The organism is Hydrogenophaga sp., assembly GCF_041633695.1.
Lineage (GTDB): Bacteria > Pseudomonadota > Gammaproteobacteria > Burkholderiales > Burkholderiaceae_C > Hydrogenophaga.
In genome coordinates this window covers 1-3,277 of record NZ_JBFJMY010000457.1, presented here as the reverse complement: position 1 = coordinate 3,277, position 3,277 = coordinate 1, and the positions used below count along the sequence as shown (strand labels likewise).

The 3,277-nt window shown below is 62.5% G+C and carries 4 protein-coding genes and 1 pseudogene; 3 read left to right on the top strand and 2 right to left on the bottom strand.

Features of this window, described 5'->3' with window-relative positions; translation table 11 throughout:
- The 3 genes from atpD to ABYB95_RS20035 form a co-directional block, all read left to right on the top strand.
- Window positions 1-1,057, top strand: a 1,057-nt coding sequence (atpD, locus tag ABYB95_RS20045) for a F0F1 ATP synthase subunit beta (RefSeq protein WP_372660988.1), incomplete at its 5' end; no start/stop codon positions are given.
- A gap of 90 nt (window positions 1,058-1,147) precedes the next feature.
- Window positions 1,148-1,564, top strand: coding sequence for a F0F1 ATP synthase subunit epsilon (locus tag ABYB95_RS20040; RefSeq protein WP_372660985.1), 417 nt, complete (start codon window positions 1,148-1,150; stop codon window positions 1,562-1,564).
- A gap of 132 nt (window positions 1,565-1,696) precedes the next feature.
- Entirely contained in the window at window positions 1,697-2,269 is a 573-nt protein-coding gene (locus ABYB95_RS20035) for a cyclic nucleotide-binding domain-containing protein (RefSeq protein ID WP_372660982.1), read from the top strand.
- 49 nt (window positions 2,270-2,318) lie between these two features.
- Here ABYB95_RS20035 and ABYB95_RS20030 read toward each other — a convergent pair whose 3' ends face one another.
- A complete protein-coding gene (locus ABYB95_RS20030; protein WP_372660979.1) occupies window positions 2,319-2,846 on the bottom strand; it encodes a TPM domain-containing protein in 528 nt (175 codons plus the stop codon).
- 12 nt (window positions 2,847-2,858) lie between these two features.
- Window positions 2,859-3,277 (bottom strand): annotated as a pseudogene (locus ABYB95_RS20025) (YgcG family protein); the annotation flags it as partial.

Here is a 3,277-nt window from a genome sequence, read left to right as displayed (position 1 = left end):
TGACGAGCTCTCGCCGTCGCAGGAATTGCTGGAAACCGGCATCAAGGTGATCGACTTGGTTTGCCCGTTCGCCAAAGGCGGCAAGGTTGGCCTGTTCGGTGGCGCCGGTGTGGGCAAGACCGTGAACATGATGGAACTCATCAACAACATCGCCAAGGCCCACTCGGGCGTGTCGGTGTTCGCTGGTGTGGGTGAGCGTACCCGTGAGGGCAACGACTTCTACCACGAGATGGCCGACTCCGGCGTGGTGAACCTCGAGAACCTCGAAGAGTCCAAAGTGGCCATGGTCTACGGCCAGATGAACGAGCCTCCAGGAAACCGCCTGCGCGTGGCCCTGACCGGTCTGACCATCGCCGAATCCTTCCGCGACGAAGGCAAAGACGTGCTGTTCTTCGTGGACAACATCTACCGCTACACCTTGGCCGGTACCGAAGTGTCCGCTTTGCTGGGCCGTATGCCTTCCGCCGTGGGTTACCAGCCTACGCTGGCCGAAGAAATGGGCCGCTTGCAAGAGCGGATCACCTCGACCAAGGTCGGTTCGATCACGTCCATCCAGGCCGTGTACGTGCCTGCCGACGATTACACCGATCCATCGCCAGCAACGACGTTTGCCCACTTGGATTCCACCGTCGCCTTGTCGCGTGAAATCGCTTCGCTGGGTATCTACCCCGCCGTGGACCCACTCGACTCCACCAGCCGTCAGCTCGATCCTTTGGTCGTGGGCCTGGAGCACTACGAAGTGGCCCGCGCCGTTCAAGGCACGCTGCAGCGCTACAAAGAATTGCGCGACATCATCGCCATTCTGGGCATGGACGAACTGGCTCCGGACGACAAGCTGGCCGTGGCCCGCGCGCGCAAGATCCAGCGTTTTCTGTCGCAGCCTTTCCACGTGGCCGAGGTGTTCACCGGTTCGCCTGGCAAGTACGTGCCTTTGTCCGAAACCATCCGTGGTTTCAAGATGATCACCAACGGCGAGTGCGATCACTTGCCCGAGCAGGCCTTCTACATGGTAGGCACGATCGACGAGGCTTTCGAGAAAGCGAAGAAGGTCGCCTGATTCTGGTTCGACGTCCAGCGTTGGGTGTTCGGCGAATGTGTCCGTATCGCTCAACGCCCCATCGCCTAACGTCCAACCCAAGGAATACATATGAGTACCATCCAAGTTGATGTGGTCAGCGCCGAGGCTTCCATTTTTTCGGGTGAAGCCAAGTTCGTGGCCTTGCCTGGCGAGGCGGGCGAGCTGGGTATTTTGCCGGGCCACATTCCGCTGATCACCCGCATCAAGCCGGGTGCCGTGCGCATCGAAAAGGCCGATGGCGGTGAAGAGTTTGTGTTCGTGGCGGGTGGCATTCTGGAAGTGCAGCCCAACCACGTCACCGTCTTGTCCGATACCGCCATCCGCGGCAAGGATCTGGACGAGGCCAAGGCCACCGAATCCCGCCGCCAAGCCGAAGAGGCTGTGAAAAACGCGAACAGCGACATCGATCTGGCCAAGGCCACTTCGGAGCTGGCGGTCATGGCTGCCCAGATCGCGGCCCTGCGCAAATACCGTCAGAAAAAGTAAACTGGCGGTGGACGCTGTTGACTTCAGGGAAGACCGGCTTGTGCCGGTCTTTTTTTGCGCGCTGCCAGAATATGGCGTCACCGTGCCATGATGGCTGCTCTTATTTTCTTCCCGCAATCGCAATAACGCCGGATGTCTTCGATTTTTGAGAGTCCCGATGTAGCGCCCGAGCTGGTGGCCGCTCGCCTGTTGGTCACGGCTTCGGCTTTGGACGATCTGACTTTGGACGACGCGATGAAGGTGATCGCCTACATGCGCCCCAAGCGCATCAAGGCGGGCACGGTGTTCATCAAAGAAGGCGAACTCAAGCAGAACGACTACATGTTGCTGGTGCTGGAGGGCGACATTTCGGTGGAGAACGAATTGCCGGGTCTGCGCGAAAGCATGGTGGTGAACATCATGGGGCCGGGCAGCCTGATCGGCGAGATGGGCGTGTTGGACGGCTCACCGCGCTCCGCCACCTGTACGGCCACCACCGACGTGGCCGTGGCTGTGCTCTCACGCACAGCCCTGATGCGTTTGCTCAAAGACGAACCCCGGGTGGGGGCGCGCATGTTGCTGGCGATCTCCAAGCGCATGGCCGACCGCCTGCGCGAGACGACCCGCAAACTCAGAACCTTTGCCCAGATGAACAAGGCCTTGCAGCAGGAGCTGCAGGTGGTCATGAACAACCGCACGCCGGCGGTGAGGAACAAGACCAAATAGCGGCCATCCGCTGCGGCCAGCAACCGGGGCGGGGTGGCTGGACTGCTCTTCAGACCCGGACGATGGCGTCCGGCAACTCGTTGGGATTGTGCTGGTCCGCATCCATCGGGAAATGGTCGACCAGCAGCGCAGACACCTCTTCCAGCGCCTGGGTCAATCCCGATTCAAAATCGCGGGCGCGCAGATGTTGCCCGAGCCGCTCCACCATGGCTTGCCATTGTGCCGGGCTGACGTGATGGGCCAGGCCGCGATCGGCCACAAACTCGATCGCGTGTTCGGCCAGCAGCAGGTAAATCAGCACGCCGTTGTTCTGCTCGGTGTCCCACACGCCCAGGCGGCCGAACCAACCCAGCGCACGGGCCCGCACCACGGTTCGTAGTGGCGTATCGGCGTTGACGCGCCAAAGCTCGTCCAGGGGCAAGCCCGCTTCTATGCAGATGCGGATCTCACCGCTGTGCCGAGTTTCACTGGCCGCCACGCGGGCCGCCAGCCGTTCGGCGAGGTCGTCGGGCACGGCGCGGGCGCTGTCCGAGGCATCGAGCCAACGGTGTTTGAGCATGCGAAGCAGTTTGTTCATAGCGGAGTCCACCTACCACCCACCGGAGGCGCCGCCGCCTCCAAAGTTGCCGCCACCGCCAGAGCCGAATCCGCCGCCACCGCCGCCAAACCCGCCACCACCACCCCAGGGGCCACCACGCCCGCCGCGGCGACCGTGCCCCGAGCTGGGCATCGCAGGCAAGACCTGCATGAAGAGCGCGGCCAGCAAACCCAGCAAGCCCGCACCCAGGGCGATCCACGCCACGGTGGTGAAGACCCAGGCCAGGCCGCCCACGCCCACCCCCGTGAACAAGGCCGCGAGTTTGTTGCCGAAGACCTGGCGCAAGAAGGCCGACAGCATGGGCACGCCCACAAACATGAAAATCAGCAAGTCCATCCACTGGAAGCCCTGGCGGCCCGAACCGCCGGCTCGCGCCTCTGGAAGTGGCAGCTCTTCGCCGGCGATGCGGG